Genomic DNA, 18,283 nt, shown 5'->3' on the forward strand with positions numbered 1-18,283 from the left:
TGAGTACTACTTGGGCCAGGATTGCTGAGAAAAGCCTTCATTTGGGGAATATCTCCAGCAATCGTGGCGCTATCTTGTCCAGTGGGCGAATTTCAACGGCAGCGTCGATGGCCGCAGCCGCTTTCGGCATGCCGTACACCGCACTGCTGTTCTGGTCCTGCGCGATGGTCAGGTAGCCCTGTTGGCGCATGAGTTTAAGCCCCTGCGCCCCGTCGCGGCCCATACCGGTCAGCAAAACGCCCACGGCGTCGCCGTTCCAGTAACTGGCCACGCTCTCGAAAAACACATCGATCGAGGGCCGGTAAATCTCGTTGACCGGTTCGGCGGTGTAGGCCAGCGTCCCGTTCTTCAACAAGCGAATATGGTGGTTGGTGCCGGCCAGCAACACCGTGCCGGCCTGGGGCGGTTCGCCTTCCTGGGCCAGGCGCACATTGAGGCCGCTGGCGCTGCTGAGCCATTCGGCCATGCCGGCGGCGAACACCTGGTCCACGTGCTGCACCAGCACGATGGCCGCGGAAAAATCCCGCGGCAGGCCCTTGAGCAACAATTCCAGCGCCGCCGGCCCGCCCGCGGACGAGCCGATGGCCACCAGTTTTTGCCGCGAGCCCGAGCTGCGCAGCGGGCTCGGCGCCGCTCGCACCCGGTTGCCCTTGTCGCCGATCAGCCAACCGATGTTCATGATCTTGCGCAGCAACGGCGCCGCCGCCTCTGCCGCATTGCCGGCGCCGATGGCGGGCGTATCCACCACATCCAGCGCACCGTGGCCCATGGCTTCGAACACTCGATGCACGTTCTGCTGGCGGTCCACCGTGACAATCACAATGGCGCAGGGCGTATCGGCCATGATCCGCCGGGTCGCCTCCACGCCGTCCATCACCGGCATGATCAAGTCCATCAGGATCAGGTCCGGCGTCTGTTCGGCGCAACGTTGTACGGCCTCGGCGCCGTTGCTGGCGACCCAGATCACCTGGTGCGCCGGTTCGAATGCCAAGGCGCGGCGCAGGGCCTCTACCGCCATGGGCATGTCGTTGACGATTGCGATTTTCATGCACGCGCTCCCCCGATGAGCTCAACCACTGCATCGAGCAGGGCGTCGTCATGAAAACTGGCTTTGGCTAGATAATAGTCGGCTCCGGCGTCCAGTCCACGACGACGGTCCTCTTCGCGATCTTTATAGGACACCACCATAACCGGCAGCGATTGCAGGCGGTTGTCCCGGCGCAATAAAGACACCAGTTCGATGCCGTCCATGCGCGGCATATCGATGTCGGTAATCAGCAGGTCAAAATCCTCCGAACGCAGGGCGTTCCAGCCATCCATACCGTCCACCGCCACGGCCACGTCGTAGCCGCGATTGAGCAGCAACTTGCGCTGCAACTCGCGCACGGTCAGGGAATCGTCCACCACCAGAATCCGCTTGCGCGCTGCTTCCGGGGCCTGATTGCTGTGACGGGCAATGCGCTCCAGACGCCCGGTATTGAGCAGTTTGTCCACCGAACGCAGCATGTCTTCGACGTCGACGATCAACACCACCGATCCATCGTCGAGCAAAGCCCCGGCGGAAATGTCTTGAATCTTGCCCAGCCGCTCATCCAGCGGCAATACGACCAAGGTCCGCTCGCCAATAAAGCGCTCGACGGCCACGCCGTAGATCGCATCGCGCTCGCGAATCACCACGACCTTGAGGGTTTGCTGGCTGTTCTGGCTCGCCGGGCGCTGCAACAGCTGACTGGCTGCAACCAACCCGACATGCCGGCCTTCGTACCAGAAGTGCTGGCGGCCTTCGAGCTGGACGATGTCTTCCGGCTCCAGGTCGCACATGCGCTCGATGTGCGCCAGCGGAAAGGCGTAGGCCTCGTCGCCGACCTCCACCACCAGGCTGCGCACCACCGACAGGGTCAGCGGCACTTCCAGATGGAAACGACTGCCCTCGCCCGCCGTCTGTTCCAGCACTACCGCGCCGCGCAATTGCCGGACCATGTGCTGAACCGCATCGAGGCCGACGCCGCGCCCCGAGACTTCGGTGACCTTGTCCCGCAGGCTGAACCCCGGAAGGAACAGGAACGTCAGCAGTTCTTCTTCGCTCAGCTGCGCGGCGGTTTCTGCTGGAGACAATTGCCGCTCAATGATGCTGCGGCGGACCTTTTCCAGATCGACGCCATTGCCGTCATCGCTCAGTTCCAGCACCAACAAACCGGCCTGGTGGGACGCACGCAAACGGATCAGGCCTTCCGGCTGTTTACCGGCCAATAGCCGTTGTTCCGGACTTTCGATGCCATGGTCCACGGCGTTGCGCAGCAGGTGCGTCAGCGGCGCTTCGAGTTTTTCCAGCACGTCGCGGTCGACCTGGGTCTTTTCGCCTTCGATCTCCAGCCGCACTTGTTTGCCCAGATCGCGACCGAGGTCGCGGACCATGCGCACTTGCCCGGTCAGCACGTCGGCAAACGGCCGCATGCGACAGGCCAGGGCCGTGTCGTACAACACCTGCGCGCGCTGACTGGCGTGCCAGGCGAATTCATCCAGTTCGGCGTTCTTTTCCACCAGCAATTGCTGGGACTCGGCCAACAACCGGCGGGCATCGTCCAGCGCTTCCTGGGCTTCCAGGCTCAGGTTCTGGTCCTTGAGGTGGACGTTGAGGTTTTCCAGGGCGCGCAGGCCATTGCTCTGCGTGCGTTTGAGGCGCTGCATGGTGGCCAGGTGCGGTTTGAGCCGCAGGGTTTCCACCAGGGATTTGCTCGACAGGTCGAGCAGGCTGTTCAGGCGTTCGGCGGTGACCCGCAACACCCGCTCACCGTTTTCGGTGGTGCGTTTGGTCTTGCGCGGCGGCTCGGCGGGGGCAATCGGCAGCGATTCGACGACCGGAATCGGCACTTCGACCACCGGTGGCTGTAATTGCTGTTCGTCCATGAAGGGCGCAATCGGCGTGCTGATCGGCGGCGCCAGGGCCATCGGATCGAGCAAGCGTCCCATCAGCGCCACATAGGCATCGATTTCTATCGCCGAAGGGGCATTGGTTGGCGTCGCGATGCGCATCAACAGGTCGGTGCCCTGCAGCAACGCATCGATGTGCTCGGGGCGCAGATACAGCCGGCCTTCCTGCGCACTGACCAGGCAATCCTCCATGACATGGGCGACGCTGACCCCGGCATCCACGCCGACAATCCGCGCCGCGCCCTTGAGCGAGTGCGCCGCGCGCATGCACGATTCCAGGTGATCGGCTTGGGTCGGATCGCGTTCGAGGGCCAACAGACCAGCGCTCAGCACCTGGGTCTGGGCCTCGGCTTCCAGGCTGAACAGTTCCAGCAAAGAGGCGTCACGCATTTGCTCGGGGGTCATGTGAGGCTCCGGGTCACGGCGGACAATAACTGTTCTTCATCCAACCAACGCAGGCTGCGACCTTTGAATTGCAACACGCCACGGGTGTACTTCGCACTGGCCTGGGCACCCGACTGCGACGCGGCATCGAGAATGCGTTCGTCGATGGCATGAATGCCGTCCACTTCGTCCACCGGCACCACCACCGGGCCACCGCGAGCGGCGATGATCAACATGCGCGGCATGACCCGCGCGCCCGACGCCACCGGGTTGCTGGTGTCGAGACCGAGCAGCTCCACCAGCGACAGGCACGCCACCAGGGCGCCGCGCACGTTCGCCACGCCGAGCAAGGCCCGGGAGCGCTGGTGCGGCAACGAGTGAATGGTTTGCAGCGGCGCCACTTCCACCAGGCTGCGGGTGGCCAGGCCCAACCATTCTTCGCCGAGGCGGAACATCAGCAGTGAGCGGGTCTTGACGTCGGTTTCGACGGCCATCGCCACTTGCTCGTGATCTTCCTGCTGCAAGGCGTAGCGATCGAGCAAACGCGTGGCGGCGGCGGAATACACCGCGCAATTGCGGCAGTGAATGTGTTCGACCAGCAGCGGGCACGACTTGTCGCCGTGGATGCCGATACGGTTCCAGCAGTCGTCGATGGCCTGGGCATCTTCATGGGTGACGCTCAAGGTGTCAGAGACGCTCATCGTTTACGCTCACTGTCGGCGGCGCGCTCGCTGCGGGCGGCGCGGTCCTGCAATCGTCTGGCGCCCGCCGTGTCGCCCTGGGATTGCAGCAAGGCTGCCAGGTGCATCAACGCGTCGGGGTGCTGCGGTTCGAGGTACAACGCCTTGCGATAAAACCCTTGGGCTTCCAGTGCGCGGCCGGCCACATCGCTGAGCAGTCCCAGCCAATAAAATACCTGAGCCACCGGTTCGTGGCTGCGCAGATAACTGTCGCAGGCGGCACGGGCTTCGGCACTTTTGCCTTCGTTGGCCAGCGCCGCAATGTTCGCCAGCAGCGCGGCGGCGTCCGGGTTGGCGGTTTTCACGGTAGCGGGCAACGGCACGACGCTGGCGAACGGGCGGCTGCGCACTGGCGGCGGAGTCACGCTGCGCACCGGTTGCCGCACCGGCAGCGGGGTTGGAACGAAAGCCGGCAAAGGTTCGGGCTCCGGCGCACTTTGGCGGCTGAAGGCAAACGACTGCGCAATGCCGATCGAACGCATGCCCAGACGCCCGAGCAAACTGCCCTCGGCCGGGCCGATAAACAGCACACCGTCGACGTGGGTCAGGCGCTTGAGCACTTCGAATACTTGTTGCTGGGTCGGCTGGTCGAAATAGATCAGCAGGTTGCGACAGAACACAAAGTCATAGGGCGGTTCGCTGGCCAGCAGGGCCGGATCCAGCAGATTGCCGACCTGCAAACGCACCTGTTCCAGCACCCGCTCGCTGAGACGAAAACCGTCCTCTTCGGCGCTGAAATGCCGCTCGCGAAAGGCGATGTCCTGCCCGCGAAAGGAGTTCTTGGTGTACAGCGCACGCTTGGCTTTCTCTACCGAAAGCGGGCTGACGTCCATGCCTTCGACCTTGAACTGATGCGGCTTGAGCCCGGCATCGAGCAAGGCCATGGCGATGGAGTACGGCTCTTCGCCGGTGGAACACGGCAGGCTGAGGATCCGCAGGGCGCGCATGTTATTGATGTCGGCCAGGCGTTTGCTCGCCAGTTTCGCCAGCGTGGCGAAGGATTCCGGGTAACGGAAAAACCAGGTTTCCGGGACGATCACCGCTTCGATCAGCGCCTGTTGCTCATCTCGCGAGCCTTGCAGGGTGTGCCAATACTCGTCGGCGGTCAGCGCCTGGGAGGCGGTGGTGCGCTGGCGCACCGCGCGTTCGATGATCGCCGGGCCCACCGACGCGACGTCGAGGCCGATGCGGTCCTTGAGAAAATCGAAAAAGCGCTGGTCGCTGCTCATGGCTGTTCCTCAACCTGTGTCAGGTCCAGGGGCGGCGATGGAAACAGCAGCGCGCGCACCTGCTCATCCAGCAGATCGGCGACGCGCACCCATTGCAGCAAACCCTGGGCATCCTTGCGCACCGGACCGAGGTACGGCGCCTGGCGATTGTCCAGGCCATAGGGCTGAAAATCCGCCGGGTTGCAACGCACGGTATCGGTGGCCTGTTCCAGTATCAGCCCGAGCAGTTGCGCCGGCGTCGCTTCGTCCGGCCGATAGTGCACCAGCACCAGGCGCGTGCTGGTGCGGGCCTGGGCCGGTTGGCCGAAGGTCAGCGCACTGAGGTCGATCACCGGCACCACCGCGCCGCGATAGGCAAACACCCCGGCCACCCACTCGGGTGCCCGGGCAATCGGCTTCAATGGCACGCGCGGCAGCACTTCCGCCACCTCGATGGCTTGCAGGGCATAACGCTCGTTACCGACGCGAAACACCAGGAACAGCGCCTGCTTCGCCGACACCACGGCAGTGCGTTTGGCCGCGAGTTCGCTCATCAGACTTTAAATCGCGAGACGCCGCTGCGCAGCCCGACCGCCACCTGGCTCAGTTCGTCGATGGCGAAACTGGCCTGGCGCAAGGACTCGACGGTCTGGCTGCTGGCATCGCCCAACTGCACCAGCGCGTGGTTGATCTGTTCGGCACCGGTGGCCTGGGCCTGCATGCCTTCGTTGACCATCAACACCCGCGGCGCCAACGCCTGGACCTGATGAATGATCTGCGACAGCTGCTCGCCGACCTGCTGCACTTCGGACATGCCGCGGCGCACTTCTTCGGAGAACTTGTCCATGCCCATGACCCCGGCCGAGACCGCCGACTGGATCTCACGGACCATTTGCTCGATGTCGTAAGTGGCCACGGCAGTCTGGTCCGCCAGACGCCGCACTTCGGTGGCGACCACGGCGAAACCGCGACCGTATTCACCGGCCTTCTCGGCTTCGATGGCGGCGTTGAGCGACAACAGGTTGGTCTGGTCGGCGACCTTGACGATGGTCACCACCACCTGATTGATGTTGCCGGCCTTCTCGTTGAGGATCGCCAGTTTGGCGTTGACCAGGTCGGCCGCGCCCATCACCGAGTGCATGGTGTCTTCCATGCGTGCCAGGCCCTGTTGCCCGGAACCGGCCAGCACCGAGGCCTGATCGGCGGCGGTGGAAACTTCGGTCATGGTGCGCACCAGGTCGCGGGAGGTGGCGGCGATTTCACGGGAGGTCGCGCCGATTTCGGTGGTGGTGGCGGCAGTTTCAGTGGCGGTGGCTTGTTGTTGCTTGGAGGTGGCAGCGATTTCGGTGACCGAGGTGGTGACCTGCACCGACGAACGCTGGGCCTGGGACACCAGCGAGGTCAGCTCGGTCATCATGTCGTTGAAGCCGGTTTCCACGGCGTTGAATTCGTCCTTGCGCTCCAGGTTCAGGCGGCTGCTGAGGTCGCCGGTGCGCATGATTTCGAGGATCTGCACGATGCGATTCATCGGCGCCATGATCGCCCGCATCAGCAGCAGGCCACAGAGGCCGGCGGCCAGCACCGCGATCAGCAGGGAAACCCCCATGATGGTTTTCGCGGTGAGCACGGCGTCATCGATGATCACCATGTCCTGGTCGGCTACCGCTTTGTTTTCGCGCAGGATGTCATTGAGTTTCATGCGCCCTGCGGTCCACGCCGGGGTCAGTTGCTCGTTGAACAACTTAATGGCCTCGGCTTCCTGATTGCGTTTATGCAAGTCGAGGACAGCGGCGAGGACCTTGCCGTAATCCTCATGAAGTTTTTCGAAGGCGGCGAATTCAACCCGATCTTCATCCGTGGTGACCGTTTTGCGATAGCTCTCCATCGCATCGATCACGCGCGCCTCGAAGCTTTTGAAGTCGGCGGCGTCTTCGGCACTGATGCCCTGCCCTTCCTTCAAGCCGAGCATTTCCTGGGTCTGCAGGAAACTGTCGACCCAGGCGCCACGAATGGTCGAGCTGTAATAAACCCCGGGTAACGCGTCGTCGCGGACGCTGGCTTCGCTGACTTCAATCTTCAGCAGCCGGGAATACGAGACGACCACCATCAACAGCATGATGGCGATAATGACCGCAAAGCTCGCCAAGATGCGTTGGCGCAACGTCCAGTTCTTCACAGTATGTCCTCGGGGCCATTTTCAAATGCTGCGGAGTATAGCTGAGGGTGTCTCATTTATAAGACGCCAGACCTGCCACTTCTCATTCTGGTGCCGCTACTTTCCAGCGCTGCTGTCGCTTGCCGGTGTGTTCAGCGGCGACACACGGTGTGTGGCGCCGGTCTGTAGCCTTTTATTGAGGGTTCTTGCGAGGCTGACGCAGGGCTTTTCCAACAAGGCGTAGCTGATGCTCGAGAGCGCGAGCGTCGCCAGGATGTACAACAGAAAAACACCCACGTTGAACGCTGCCGGCAGGTTTGTTACGTAGGCCGCCCACTCCAGGAAGAAGGGATGCACGAGATAAACCGAATAACTGATGGTGCCCAGATAAGTCAGGCTTTTTACTGGCCGGCGCAAAAACAGGGTCATGGCGATAGCAAATGCCATCCCTGCCAGGTAACTGACCCAGTACGAGTAAGGGTTTTCGTTATGCCCATAATTGGCGTTATAGGCGAGAAAACAAATGAACGGCAGGAAAACGAAGAACAGTGCGAGCCACGCATACACGTACTTGCGATCCAACTGCCTGGTGGAACCCAAACTGACGTCTCGCCAGAAACTGCCAAAGAACATGATCGACAGGCATAAAGGCAATCCCACGGGGATTTTTTTCGCCAGATAAAATCGGGCTATTGAAAAAACCAGCGCCACGAGCAACAACCCGACCGCCGCGCCAAAGCGTACGGAGACACGTCCCAGCAAGCCGACGCTAAATAACGCGGCGCAGGACATGTAAAAAAACATCTCCATGATCAGTGTCCAATAGACGCCAAATAAATCAGGCGCCCCCAAGAGCGCCTGAAACATCGTCATGTTGATCAGTACGTTATTAACCGGGACCGGCGTCGATAAAAACCAGTACGAACTGATGACAGCCAGCGCAATGGAAAACCAGTAGGCCGGGTACAGCCTGAAGAATCTGGAAACGCCAAAGGCAACCAGCGCATGCTTCCCCTCTTTCAGGCTATAGGGAATAACCATCCCGCTAAGCAGGAAAAAGATGACGACACCCATTTGCCCAAGGTTCACATAGGTGAAAAAGAAGGTGTCCTTGAGCGGCGTCCGTTCGATGAAGTGAGCCACCACGACCATCATCGCAGCGATGCCTCTCAGGGCATCCAGGTGTGTCAGGCGATTCTGCGAGGTCATGCGTCGCGTCCTTTGCGATACCTGCGCTTTGGCGCCGGCAATATCAGGTTTCCGTGCCGTTGCAGACAGCGGTGTAGAGCGGGGACTTTCCGCTATCTCGGGGAAGGAGTACCAGTGGCGTATCGGCAAAAATGGGCGGTGGAATGGTCATTGGGAGATGTGTTGGGTTGAGGACGCCTTCGCGGTGCGACGATTCGACTTGCCCGCGAAGGCGATTTCGAGATTTACAGGGAAGCCTGCCGCACCTGCTTCTCCAGCTCTGCCTTCAAACCCGGCTCAAGTTTCAACTGCCGCGCCAGTTCATCGAGGTAGGACTTCTCCATGAAGTTCTCCTCATCCACCAGCATCACACTGGCGATGTACATCTCGGCGGCCATTTCCGGGGTGCTGGCGGCGCGGGCGACGTCGGTCGGGTCCAGGGGTTTGTTGAGTTCGGCGTGCAGCCAGTGTTGCAGTTCCTGGTCGTTATCGAGTTTGGTGAATTCACCTTCGATCAATGCGCGTTCGCGCTCATCGACGTGGCCATCAGCTTTGGCCGCTGCCACCAGGGCCTTGAGAATCGCCTGGCTGTGCAACTCGACCTGCGCGGGCGGCAAGCGGTCGACGGTTTGCGGTTCAGTCTTCGGTGCCGTGCCCTGCTGGGCCTGCCAGTTGCCGTAGGCCTTGTAGGCAATCACGCCCAGCGCCGCGAGACCGCCGTAGATGGCGACCTTGCCGCCCACCTTGCGCACCTTCTTGTTCCCCATCAGCAGCCCCATCGCGCCAGCCGCCAACGCACCGCCCCCCGCCCCCGAGAGCAAGCCACCGAGGCCGCCCGAGCCACCGCTGCCGCCGAGCAAACCGCCCAAGCCACTGCCGGAAGACTTGTTCTGATGACCGCCAGATTTCTTCTGCAACATGTCCTGGCCGGACTTGAGTAGCTGATCGAGTAATCCACGGGTGTTCATTTGCTGCCTCCACGAATTCGGGGTAACCGGATCATTAAGGCCACCAGCCTAGATCGAAAGTGCCCGGTGCCTGCTTGCGAGAGTGCTTCGAGATGTTGCCCGCCTTCGGCAGCCCTTCAGAAAAAAAGATATACACTCGAATAAATCTATAAAAACCGCCCACCGGGTACGTTCCCCATGATGACCTTGCGTCAAATCCGTCATTTCATCGCCGTGGCCGAGACCGGCTCGATCTCCGCCGCCGCGCAAACCGCGTTTATTTCTCAGTCCACCCTGACCCTGGCGATCCAGCAACTGGAACAGGAAATCGGCGTCAGCCTGTTCAACCGTCACGCTAAAGGCATGACGCTTACGCACCAAGGGCATCAATTCCTACGCCAGGCGCACTTGATTCTGGCCACCGTCGATAATGCCAAACGCAGCCTCCAGCAAAGCACCGATCAGGTGGCCGGCCAGTTGATCGTCGGCGTGACCAGCCTCGTTGCCGGTTACTACCTCGCCGATTTGCTTACCCGCTTTCAACGCGCCTACCCCAACGTCGAAATCCGCGTGATGGAAGACGAGCGTCCTTACATCGAGCATTTGCTGGTCAGCGGCGAGATTGATGTCGGCGTGCTGATCCTTTCCAACCTCGAAGACCGCCACGCCTTGCAGACCGAAGTGCTGACCCATTCCCCCCACCGCTTGTGGCTACCGGCGCAGCACCCATTGCTGGAACACGACAGCATCAACCTCGCCGACGTGACGCGCGAACCGCTGATTCAGCTCAACGTCGATGAAATGGACCGCAACGCCCAGCGCATGTGGTCAGCGGCGTCGCTGCAACCGCGCATCACCCTGCGGACCGCTTCAACGGAAGCCGTGCGAAGCCTGGTCGCCGCGGGTTTAGGTGTGTCTATCCAGCCCGACATGACCTATCGCCCATGGTCCCTGGAGGGCGACATCATCGAAGCCCGGCCCATCGCCGACCTCAGCCAAACCCTCGACGTCGGCTTGGCCTGGCGCCGTGGCACTGCACGTCCGGCGCTGGTCGATCCGTTCCTGACCGTCGCCCGTGAGCAGCCCCACGGCGGGCGCAAGCCATCTATTTAATCGAACGCCTCCTTCAGTATTTAGAATTTGTCGACCGCAGGTCCGCGCACTAGTCTTGTTACATCTTTATAAGACGGCCGGGCCCCAGTCACTGGGAGCACCATGGCCACACAAGAAAAGAGAACCCGAAAAATGGCTGGCGCGCAGACCCCGTTGTTCACCGCGTTGTTGATCGACGGCGAATTGGTCGCGGGCCAGGGCTTTGTCGAGCCGATCCTCAACCCCGCCACTGGTGAAGTGCTGACGCACATCGCCGAAGCCAGCACCGAGCAGGTGGAAGCCGCGATCCTCGCCGCCCACCGCGCCTTTGCCAGTTGGTCGCGGACCACGCCGCAGCAACGTTCGAACCTGTTGCTGGACATCGCCAACGCCATCGAAAAAAACGCCGACCTCCTCGCCCGTCTCGAATCCCTGAACTGTGGCAAGCCGTTGCACCTGGCCCGTCAGGACGATTTGAGCGCGACGGTGGATGTGTTCCGCTTCTTCGCCGGGGCCGTGCGCTGCCAGACCGGCCAGCTCAGCGGCGAATACCTGCCGGGCTACACCAGCATGGTGCGGCGCGATCCGATTGGCGTCGTCGCGTCCATCGCGCCGTGGAACTACCCGATCATGATGGCCGCCTGGAAAATCGCCCCGGCCCTGGCCGCCGGCAACACCTTGGTGTTCAAGCCATCCGAACATACGCCGCTGTCGATCCTGGCCTTGGCGCCAGCGCTGGCGGAAATCCTGCCGCGCGGGGTGATCAACATCATCTGCGGCGGCGGTGAAGGCGTCGGCAGTCATTTAGTCAGTCACCCGAAAGTGCGCATGGTCTCGCTGACCGGCGATATCGTCACCGGGCAAAAAATCCTCCAGGCCGCAGCGAAAACCCTCAAGCGCACGCACCTCGAACTCGGCGGCAAAGCCCCGGTGATCGTCTGCAATGACGCGGACATTCAAGCGGTGGTCGAAGGCGTGCGCACCTACGGTTATTACAACGCCGGCCAGGACTGCACGGCGGCGTGCCGAATTTATGCCCAGGCCGGCATTCACGACCGCTTGGTCGCGGAATTGGGCGCGGCGGTCAGCAGCCTGCGCTTCGCCGGTAAACGCGATGCCGACAACGAAATCGGCCCGCTGATCAGCACCCGTCAGCGTGATCGCGTGGCCAGTTTTGTCGAACGCGCCCTCGGCCAGCCGCACATCGAACGGGTCACCGGCGCGGCGGTGCATTCCGGCGTCGGCTTCTATTACCAGCCGACCTTGCTCGCCGGTTGCAAACAGAGCGATGAAATCGTCCAGCGCGAAGTGTTCGGACCGGTGGTCACCGTCACCCGTTTCGATGAACTGGCGCAAGCGGTGGACTGGGCCAACGACTCTGAATACGGCCTCGCCTCTTCGATCTGGACCCAGAACCTCGACAAAGCCATGCAAGTCGCGGCGCGCTTGCAGTACGGCTGCACCTGGATCAACAGCCATTTCATGCTGGTCAGCGAAATGCCCCACGGCGGCCTGAAGCGTTCGGGCTACGGCAAAGACTTATCCAGCGATTCGCTGCAGGACTACAGCGTGGTGCGGCACATCATGGCCCGCCACGGCCAGCATCTCTGACTACGCTAATAACAAGCCGCCAACGGCATGCTTCACCACGTTCACAACTGCCCCGACCATAATTAAAGAAGAGGGAAACCCCATGTTCGTGCACAAGACCGCACTGCTCAGTGCAATCACCACTGCATTGCTTGCCAGTGCCAGTATCCAGGCCGCCGAACCGCTGAAAGCCGTCGGCGCCGGCGAAGGTCAACTGGATATCGTGGCCTGGCCGGGCTACATCGAACGTGGCGAGAGCGACAAGGCCTACGACTGGGTGACCGGTTTCGAGAAGGAAACCGGCTGCAAGGTCAATGTGAAAACCGCCGCCACCTCCGATGAAATGGTCAGCCTGATGGCCAAGGGCGGTTACGACCTGGTCACCGCGTCGGGCGATGCCTCGTTGCGCTTGATCGTCGGCAAGCGGGTGCAGCCGATCAACACCGCGTTGATCCCGAACTGGAAAGGCCTCGACCCACGCCTCAAGGATGCGCCGTGGTACGTGGTCAACCAGCAGACTTACGGCACCCCGTACCAGTGGGGCCCGAACGTGCTGATGTACAACACCAACGTGTTCAAGACCGCGCCGACCAGTTGGGGCGTGGTGTTCGACGCGCAAAACCTGCCGGACGGCAAGGCCAACAAGGGCCGCGTGCAGGCGTATGACGGCCCGATCTACATCGCCGACGCGGCGCTGTACCTCAAGAGCACCAAGCCTGAACTGGGGATCAAAGATCCCTATCAACTGACCGAAGCGCAGTACAAAGCCGTGCTCGATCTGTTGCGTGCCCAGCAGCCGCTGATTCACCGCTACTGGCACGACACCACCGTGCAAATGAGTGACTTCAAGAATGAAGGCGTGGTCGCGTCCAGCGCCTGGCCGTATCAGGTCAACGGCCTGATCAACGAGAAGCAGCCAATTGCTTCGACCATCCCGAAAGAAGGCGCTACCGGTTGGGCTGACACCACCATGCTGCATGCCGAAGCCAAGCACCCGAACTGCGCCTACAAGTGGATGGACTGGTCGCTGCAACCGAAAGTCCAGGGTGATGTGGCGGCGTGGTTCGGCTCATTGCCAGCGGTGCCGGCAGCGTGCACCGGCAGCGAATTGCTCGGCGCCGAGGGTTGCAAAACCAACGGTTTCGACCAGTTCGAGAAGATCGCCTTCTGGAAAACCCCGCAGGCGGAAGGCGGCAAGTTCGTGCCGTACAGCCGCTGGACCCAGGATTACATCGCGATCATGGGCGGTCGTTAAAGCCCCTCGTAGCAGTTGCCGAGGCACGAGGCTGCGTTGCGTGTCCGCAGGACCGCCCCCGGGGGCCGCTGCGCAGCCCAACGCAGCCTCGTGCCTCGGCAGCTGCGACGGCTCTTCACCATGATTCAGATTTTTCAGAAGTCCAGGCAGGGCCGCTGCGACGGCCCTCGCCTTTTTGGAGCACCGCACCATGACGCTTGCAGTCCAGTTCACCAACGTTTCCCGGCAGTTCGGCGAAGTGAAGGCCGTTGACCGGGTTTCCATCGATATCCAGGACGGCGAGTTCTTTTCCATGCTCGGCCCTTCCGGCTCGGGCAAAACCACGTGCCTGCGCCTGATCGCCGGGTTCGAACAACCGAGCACCGGCTCGATCCGCATTCACGGCGAGGAAGCCGCCGGGCTGCCGCCGTATCAGCGTGACGTGAACACCGTGTTCCAGGATTACGCGCTGTTCCCGCACATGAACGTTCGCGACAACGTTGCCTACGGTTTGAAAGTCAAAGGTGTCGGCAAGGCCGAACGCCTGAAACGCGCCGAAGAAGCCCTCGACATGGTCGCCCTCGGTGGCTACGGCGAACGCAAACCGGTGCAACTGTCCGGCGGTCAGCGCCAGCGTGTGGCTTTGGCGCGCGCCTTGGTCAATCGTCCTCGCGTCCTGTTACTTGATGAGCCGCTGGGCGCTCTCGATCTCAAGCTGCGGGAACAAATGCAGGGCGAATTGAAGAAACTGCAACGCCAGCTCGGCATTACCTTCATCTTCGTCACCCACGACCAGACCGAAGCGCTGTCGATGTCCGACCGCGTGGCCGTGTTCAACAAGGGTCGCATCGAACAGGTCGACACCCCGCGCAATCTCTACATGAAACCGGCTACAACGTTCGTCGCGGAATTCGTCGGCACTTCCAACGTGATTCGCGGCGATCTAGCCAAGCAGTTGAGCGGCAATCCGCAGCCGTTTTCGATCCGCCCGGAACACGTGCGCTTCGCCGAAGGCCCGCTGGCCAGCCATGAAATCGAAGTCAGCGGCCTGCTCCACGACATCCAATATCAGGGCAGTGCCACGCGCTATGAAGTGAAACTGGAGAACGGCCAGACCCTGAACATCAGCCAGGCCAATGTGCAGTGGCTGGACACCAGCGCCCAGCACCAGACCGGGCAACGCATCAGCGCGCGCTGGGCTCGGGAAGCGATGATTCCGCTGCACGACAACGCTGTCGGCGGGGTGTGAGATGAACACCTTGGCCATCTCGCAAACCCCGGCCAGCGGTTCGCCGTTGCGCCGTTTTTCCAACCTGCTGTATCGGCGGCCGAACTTTTACCTGGCGCTGCTGCTGGTGCCGCCTCTGCTGTGGTTCGGCGCGATTTACCTTGGCTCGCTGCTGGTGTTGTTGTGGCAAGGTTTCTACACCTTCGACGACTTCACCATGGCGGTCACCCCTGACTTGACCTTGGCGAACTTCGCCGCGCTGTTCCAGCCGTCGAACTTCGACATCATCCTACGCACGCTGAGCATGGCGATTGTCGTGTCGATCGCCAGCGCCGTCGTCGCGTTCCCGATTGCCTACTACATGGCGCGCTACACCACCGGCAAGACCAAGGCGTTTTTCTACATCGCGGTGATGCTGCCGATGTGGGCCAGTTACATCGTCAAGGCCTACGCCTGGACGTTGCTGCTGGCCAAGGGCGGCGTGGCACAGTGGTTCGTTCAGCACCTGGGGCTGGAGCCGGTTTTGCAATTCATCCTCGGCATTCCGGGCGTGGGTGGCAGCACCTTATCGACCTCGCACCTGGGGCGGTTCATGGTGTTCGTCTACATCTGGCTGCCGTTCATGATCCTGCCGATCCAGGCCTCGCTGGAACGCCTGCCGCCATCGCTGCTGCAAGCGTCGGCCGACCTGGGGGCGAAACCGCGCCAGACCTTTATGCAGGTGATTTTGCCGTTGTCGATTCCGGGCATTGCGGCGGGTTCGATCTTCACGTTTTCGCTGACTTTGGGTGACTTCATCGTGCCGCAACTGGTGGGCCCACCGGGGTACTTCGTCGGCAGCATGGTTTATGCGCAGCAGGGTGCGATTGGCAATATGCCGATGGCCGCCGCGTTCACCCTGGTGCCGATTGTGTTGATCGCCATTTACCTGACCATCGTCAAACGACTGGGGGCCTTCGATGCACTCTGAGAAAGCTTCGTTGGGTCTGAAAATCGCAGCCTGGGGCGGGTTGATGTTCTTGCACTTTCCGATCCTGATCATCTTCCTGTACGCCTTCAACACCGAAGAAGCGGCGTTCAGCTTTCCACCCAAGGGCTTCACCCTGAAGTGGTTCAGCGTCGCGTTCTCGCGACCCGACGTGCTGGAAGCGATCAAGCTCTCGGCGGAAATCGCCGCCATCGCCACGTTGATCGCCATGGTGCTCGGCACCCTCGCCTCGGCGGCGTTGTACCGCCGGGACTTCTTCGGCAAGCAAGGCATCTCGCTGATGCTGATCCTGCCGATTGCGCTGCCGGGGATCATCACCGGGATCGCGCTGCTGGCGACCTTCAAAACGTTGGGGATCGAGCCGGGGATGTTCACCATCATCGTCGGCCACGCGACCTTCTGCGTGGTGATCGTCTACAACAACGTCATCGCCCGTTTGCGCCGCACCTCGCACAGTTTGATCGAAGCCTCGATGGACCTCGGCGCCGATGGCTGGCAAACGTTTCGCTACATCGTCCTGCCGAACCTCGGCTCGGCATTGCTGGCCGGCGGCATGCTTGCGTTTGCGCTGTCGTTCGACGAAATCATCGTCACCACCTTCACCGCCGGCCATGAACGCACTTTGCCGCTGTGGCTGCTCAACCAACTCAGCCGCCCTCGGGACGTGCCGGTGACCAACGTCGTCGCGATGCTGGTGATGATGGTGACCATGCTGCCGATTCTGGGGGCGTATTACCTGACACGGGGTGGTGAGAGTGTGGCGGGTAGTGGCGGGAAATAACCCAATGTGCAAACCGAATCCCGTAGGAGCGAGGCTTGCCCGCGAAGCTTTTAGCGCACTTGAGGACGCCTTCGCGGGCAAGCCTCGCGCCTACAAGGGATCCGGTTCCGGCAGAAAAATAATAGTTTCGATGAGGACAGAACCATGCAAACAAAACTCTTGATCAACGGCCAACTGATCGTCGGCGAAGGCCCCGCCCAACCGGTGTTCAACCCAGCCCTCGGCCGGGTGCTCGTAGAAATCAACGAAGCCAGCGAAGCCCAGGTCGATGCCGCCGTGCGTGCCGCCGACAACGCGTTCGAAGCCTGGTCGCAAACCACACCGAAAGAACGCTCGCTGCTGTTGCTTAAACTCGCCGACGCCATCGAAGCCCATGGCGAGGAGCTGGCCAAACTGGAATCGGACAACTGCGGCAAACCCTACAGCGCCGCGCTGAACGACGAGATCCCGGCGATTGCCGACGTGTTCCGCTTCTTTGCCGGCGCCAGCCGCTGCATGAGCGGTTCGGCCGGGGGCGAATACCTGGCCGGCCACACCTCGATGATCCGCCGCGACCCGGTGGGCGTGATCGCCTCCATCGCGCCGTGGAACTACCCGCTGATGATGGTCGCCTGGAAAATCGCCCCGGCCCTCGCCGCCGGTAATACCGTGGTGCTCAAGCCGTCGGAACAAACCCCGCTGACCGCGCTGCGCCTGGTGGAATTGGCGTCGGAAATATTCCCGGCAGGCGTGCTCAATCTGGTATTCGGCCGTGGTCCTACGGTTGGCAGTCCATTGGTCACGCACCCGAAAGTACGCATGGTCTCGCTGACCGGTTCCATCGCCACTGGCGCGAATATCATTTCCAGCACCGCCGACAGCGTCAAACGCATGCACATGGAACTGGGCGGCAAGGCGCCGGTGATCATCTTCGACGACGCCGACATCGATGCTGCCGTAGAAGGCATTCGCACCTTCGGTTTCTACAACGCCGGGCAAGATTGCACCGCTGCTTGCCGCATCTATGCGCAAAAAGGCATCTACGACAAATTCGTCGAGAAGCTCGGCGCGGCGGTCAGCAGCATCAAGTACGGGTTGCAGGATGATCCGGCGACCGAGTTGGGGCCACTGATCACCGCTCAGCACCGCGACCGCGTGGCCGGGTTTGTCGAGCGTGCCGTGGCGCAATCGCACATCCGTTTGATCACGGGTGGCAAGGCTGTGGAAGGCAACGGTTTCTTCTTTGAACCGACTGTTTTGGCCGATGCGCAACAGGACGACGAGATCGTTCGTCGCGAAGTGTTCGGGCCGGTGGTGTCGGTGACCAAGTTCAACGATGAAGCGCAGGTGCTGGGCTGGGCCAACGATTCGGATTATGGCCTGGCGTCGTCGGTCTGGACCGCGGACGTCGGCCGCGCCCATCGCCTGGCTGCACGTTTGCAGTACGGCTGCACGTGGGTGAATACCCACTTCATGCTCGTCAGTGAGATGCCCCATGGCGGTCAGAAATTGTCCGGTTACGGGAAGGACATGTCCATGTATGGGCTGGAGGACTACACCGTCGTTCGGCATGTGATGTTCAAGCATTAACAAAAGCATCGCGAGCAAGCTTTGCTCCTACAGGGTTGATGTCGTTCACATGTTTGGCGCACGACACGAAACCTGTCGGAGCAAGGCTTGCCCGCGAAGGCGTCACCACGATCTCAAGGAAGATACCGGCACTTAGCACCACCCAGGTTCCACCCAGACAAACCAAAACAATAACCACCGACCCGGGCAGCGCCTTCACGGCCCCGCCACGGTTTCGGACATCCGAAATCTGCCGATTTTCCGGAGCT

At 61.5% G+C, this 18,283-nt stretch carries 16 protein-coding genes; 7 read left to right on the forward strand and 9 right to left on the reverse strand.

Features of this window, described 5'->3' with window-relative positions; translation table 11 throughout:
• Positions 1-37: 37 nt before the first annotated feature.
• The 8 genes from HKK53_RS14810 to HKK53_RS14845 all read right to left on the reverse strand — a co-directional run bounded on the left by HKK53_RS14810 (position 38) and on the right by HKK53_RS14845 (position 9,574).
• Positions 38-1,048 (reverse strand): chemotaxis response regulator protein-glutamate methylesterase, encoded by a 1,011-nt coding sequence (locus HKK53_RS14810; RefSeq protein ID WP_169371434.1) that lies wholly within the window; start codon positions 1,046-1,048, stop codon positions 38-40.
• A complete protein-coding gene (locus tag HKK53_RS14815; RefSeq protein ID WP_169371435.1) occupies positions 1,045-3,336 on the reverse strand; it encodes a hybrid sensor histidine kinase/response regulator in 2,292 nt (763 codons plus the stop codon). The genes HKK53_RS14810 and HKK53_RS14815 overlap by 4 nt, the downstream gene beginning before the upstream one ends.
• A complete protein-coding gene (locus HKK53_RS14820) occupies positions 3,333-4,016 on the reverse strand; it encodes a chemotaxis protein CheW (protein WP_169371436.1) in 684 nt (227 codons plus the stop codon). The genes HKK53_RS14815 and HKK53_RS14820 overlap by 4 nt, the downstream gene beginning before the upstream one ends.
• The gene (locus HKK53_RS14825; RefSeq protein ID WP_169371437.1) at positions 4,013-5,284 is read right to left on the reverse strand and encodes a CheR family methyltransferase; all 1,272 of its coding nucleotides are present in this window, start codon (positions 5,282-5,284) and stop codon (positions 4,013-4,015) included. Before HKK53_RS14825 ends, HKK53_RS14820 begins: the two co-directional genes overlap by 4 nt.
• Positions 5,281-5,817, reverse strand: a complete 537-nt coding sequence (locus HKK53_RS14830; RefSeq protein WP_169371438.1) for a chemotaxis protein CheW — start codon at positions 5,815-5,817, stop codon at positions 5,281-5,283. The genes HKK53_RS14825 and HKK53_RS14830 overlap by 4 nt, the downstream gene beginning before the upstream one ends.
• Complete coding sequence (locus HKK53_RS14835; protein WP_169371439.1) at positions 5,817-7,439, reverse strand: methyl-accepting chemotaxis protein; 1,623 nt, start codon at positions 7,437-7,439, stop codon at positions 5,817-5,819. The genes HKK53_RS14830 and HKK53_RS14835 overlap by 1 nt, the downstream gene beginning before the upstream one ends.
• Before the next feature lie 96 nt (positions 7,440-7,535).
• Positions 7,536-8,627 carry an acyltransferase family protein gene (locus tag HKK53_RS14840; protein ID WP_169371440.1) on the reverse strand — a complete coding sequence of 364 codons (1,092 nt, stop codon included), beginning with the start codon at positions 8,625-8,627 and terminating at the stop codon, positions 7,536-7,538.
• A gap of 224 nt (positions 8,628-8,851) precedes the next feature.
• Positions 8,852-9,574 (reverse strand): tellurite resistance TerB family protein, encoded by a 723-nt coding sequence (locus HKK53_RS14845; RefSeq protein ID WP_169371441.1) that lies wholly within the window; start codon positions 9,572-9,574, stop codon positions 8,852-8,854.
• Between the two features lie 177 nt (positions 9,575-9,751).
• Here HKK53_RS14845 and HKK53_RS14850 point away from each other — a divergent pair, with 177 nt between their 5' ends.
• The 7 genes from HKK53_RS14850 to HKK53_RS14880 all read left to right on the forward strand — a co-directional run bounded on the left by HKK53_RS14850 (position 9,752) and on the right by HKK53_RS14880 (position 18,035).
• Positions 9,752-10,666, forward strand: coding sequence for a LysR family transcriptional regulator (locus tag HKK53_RS14850; RefSeq protein ID WP_169371442.1), 915 nt, complete (start codon positions 9,752-9,754; stop codon positions 10,664-10,666).
• A gap of 102 nt (positions 10,667-10,768) precedes the next feature.
• Positions 10,769-12,256, forward strand: coding sequence for a gamma-aminobutyraldehyde dehydrogenase (locus HKK53_RS14855; RefSeq protein ID WP_169371443.1), 1,488 nt, complete (start codon positions 10,769-10,771; stop codon positions 12,254-12,256).
• 82 nt (positions 12,257-12,338) lie between these two features.
• Positions 12,339-13,490: a putative ABC transporter substrate-binding protein YdcS gene (ydcS, locus tag HKK53_RS14860; protein WP_169371444.1), complete on the forward strand. Its 1,152-nt coding sequence runs from the start codon at positions 12,339-12,341 to the stop codon at positions 13,488-13,490.
• A 190-nt stretch (positions 13,491-13,680) separates the two neighbouring features.
• Positions 13,681-14,718, forward strand: a complete 1,038-nt coding sequence (locus HKK53_RS14865) for an ABC transporter ATP-binding protein (RefSeq protein WP_169371445.1) — start codon at positions 13,681-13,683, stop codon at positions 14,716-14,718.
• A gap of 1 nt (position 14,719) precedes the next feature.
• Positions 14,720-15,667: an ABC transporter permease gene (locus HKK53_RS14870; protein WP_169371446.1), complete on the forward strand. Its 948-nt coding sequence runs from the start codon at positions 14,720-14,722 to the stop codon at positions 15,665-15,667.
• Positions 15,657-16,466, forward strand: a complete 810-nt coding sequence (locus HKK53_RS14875) for an ABC transporter permease (protein ID WP_169371447.1) — start codon at positions 15,657-15,659, stop codon at positions 16,464-16,466. The genes HKK53_RS14870 and HKK53_RS14875 overlap by 11 nt, the downstream gene beginning before the upstream one ends.
• Positions 16,467-16,610: 144 nt before the next feature.
• Positions 16,611-18,035: a gamma-aminobutyraldehyde dehydrogenase gene (locus HKK53_RS14880; RefSeq protein WP_169371448.1), complete on the forward strand. Its 1,425-nt coding sequence runs from the start codon at positions 16,611-16,613 to the stop codon at positions 18,033-18,035.
• Here the strand turns inward: HKK53_RS14880 and HKK53_RS14885 are convergent.
• On the reverse strand, positions 18,025-18,234 hold the full coding sequence (locus HKK53_RS14885; RefSeq protein ID WP_169371449.1) for a hypothetical protein: 210 nt from the start codon (positions 18,232-18,234) through the stop codon (positions 18,025-18,027). The two genes, HKK53_RS14880 and HKK53_RS14885, sit on opposite strands and share 11 nt — an antisense overlap.
• Between the last annotated feature and the right edge of the window lie 49 nt (positions 18,235-18,283).

The sequence above is a fragment of the Pseudomonas sp. ADAK7 genome, from assembly GCF_012935675.1.
In the GTDB taxonomy this organism is placed as follows: Bacteria; Pseudomonadota; Gammaproteobacteria; order Pseudomonadales; family Pseudomonadaceae; genus Aquipseudomonas.

What these genes read in the sequence shown, in the direction of transcription:
- HKK53_RS14825 (WP_169371437.1), bottom strand. Translation starts at nt 5,284, where the DNA reads ATGAGCAGCGACCAGCGCTTTTTCGATTTTCTCAAGGACCGCATCGGC.
- HKK53_RS14840 (WP_169371440.1), bottom strand. Translation starts at nt 8,627, where the DNA reads ATGACCTCGCAGAATCGCCTGACACACCTGGATGCCCTGAGAGGCATC.
- HKK53_RS14820 (WP_169371436.1), bottom strand. Translation starts at nt 4,016, where the DNA reads ATGAGCGTCTCTGACACCTTGAGCGTCACCCATGAAGATGCCCAGGCC.
- ydcS (WP_169371444.1), top strand. Translation starts at nt 12,339, where the DNA reads ATGTTCGTGCACAAGACCGCACTGCTCAGTGCAATCACCACTGCATTG.
- HKK53_RS14850 (WP_169371442.1), top strand. Translation starts at nt 9,752, where the DNA reads ATGATGACCTTGCGTCAAATCCGTCATTTCATCGCCGTGGCCGAGACC.
- HKK53_RS14870 (WP_169371446.1), top strand. Translation starts at nt 14,720, where the DNA reads ATGAACACCTTGGCCATCTCGCAAACCCCGGCCAGCGGTTCGCCGTTG.
- HKK53_RS14875 (WP_169371447.1), top strand. Translation starts at nt 15,657, where the DNA reads ATGCACTCTGAGAAAGCTTCGTTGGGTCTGAAAATCGCAGCCTGGGGC.
- HKK53_RS14810 (WP_169371434.1), bottom strand. Translation starts at nt 1,048, where the DNA reads ATGAAAATCGCAATCGTCAACGACATGCCCATGGCGGTAGAGGCCCTG.
- HKK53_RS14855 (WP_169371443.1), top strand. Translation starts at nt 10,769, where the DNA reads ATGGCCACACAAGAAAAGAGAACCCGAAAAATGGCTGGCGCGCAGACC.
- HKK53_RS14845 (WP_169371441.1), bottom strand. Translation starts at nt 9,574, where the DNA reads ATGAACACCCGTGGATTACTCGATCAGCTACTCAAGTCCGGCCAGGAC.
- HKK53_RS14830 (WP_169371438.1), bottom strand. Translation starts at nt 5,817, where the DNA reads ATGAGCGAACTCGCGGCCAAACGCACTGCCGTGGTGTCGGCGAAGCAG.
- HKK53_RS14865 (WP_169371445.1), top strand. Translation starts at nt 13,681, where the DNA reads ATGACGCTTGCAGTCCAGTTCACCAACGTTTCCCGGCAGTTCGGCGAA.
- HKK53_RS14880 (WP_169371448.1), top strand. Translation starts at nt 16,611, where the DNA reads ATGCAAACAAAACTCTTGATCAACGGCCAACTGATCGTCGGCGAAGGC.
- HKK53_RS14815 (WP_169371435.1), bottom strand. Translation starts at nt 3,336, where the DNA reads ATGACCCCCGAGCAAATGCGTGACGCCTCTTTGCTGGAACTGTTCAGC.